Below are 606 nucleotides of genomic sequence, written 5' to 3' on the forward strand. Positions count from 1 at the left end.
ATCTTCGAGCATCTTGATTACCGAGGCGTTCATCATCGGCGGACCACACATGTAGTACTCGCAGTCTTCAGGAGCCGGATGGTCCTTGAGATACTGTTCGAACAGCACGTTATGGATAAAACCGGTGAGACCATCCCAGTTGTCTTCGGGCTGCGGGTCTGACAGGGCCAGATGCCACTCAAAGTTATCGTTCTCGTCCGCAAGCAAGTCGTACTCTTCGTTATAGAAGCACTCACGAACACTCCGCGCACCGTACCAGAAGCTGATCTTGCGCTTGGAGTTCAACCGCTTGAGCTGGTCGAAAATATGGCTACGCATGGGTGCCATACCCGCACCACCACCGATGAAGACCATTTCCGCATCGGTTTTCTTGGCGAAGAACTCACCGAAGGGTCCGAATACGGTGATCTTGTCACCCGGCTTCAGGTTGAAGACGTAGGAACTCATGATCCCGGGCTGAATATCCTTGGACCCCGGAGGCGGCGTCGCGATACGGATATTGAACTTCAGGATGCCCTTCTCTTCCGGGTAGTTGGCCATGGAATAGGCGCGAATCACTTCTTCGTTGTTCTTGGTGTTCAAATCGAAGAAGTTGAAACGCTCCCA

At 52.8% G+C, this 606-nt stretch carries 1 protein-coding gene; it reads right to left on the minus strand.

Annotated elements, in window-relative coordinates:
- A partial coding sequence (gene nqrF, locus A3754_RS07510) for an NADH:ubiquinone reductase (Na(+)-transporting) subunit F (protein ID WP_063519217.1) occupies positions 1 to 606 on the minus strand: 606 nt, incomplete at both ends.

It is taken from the genome of Alcanivorax sp. HI0083, from assembly GCF_001635175.1.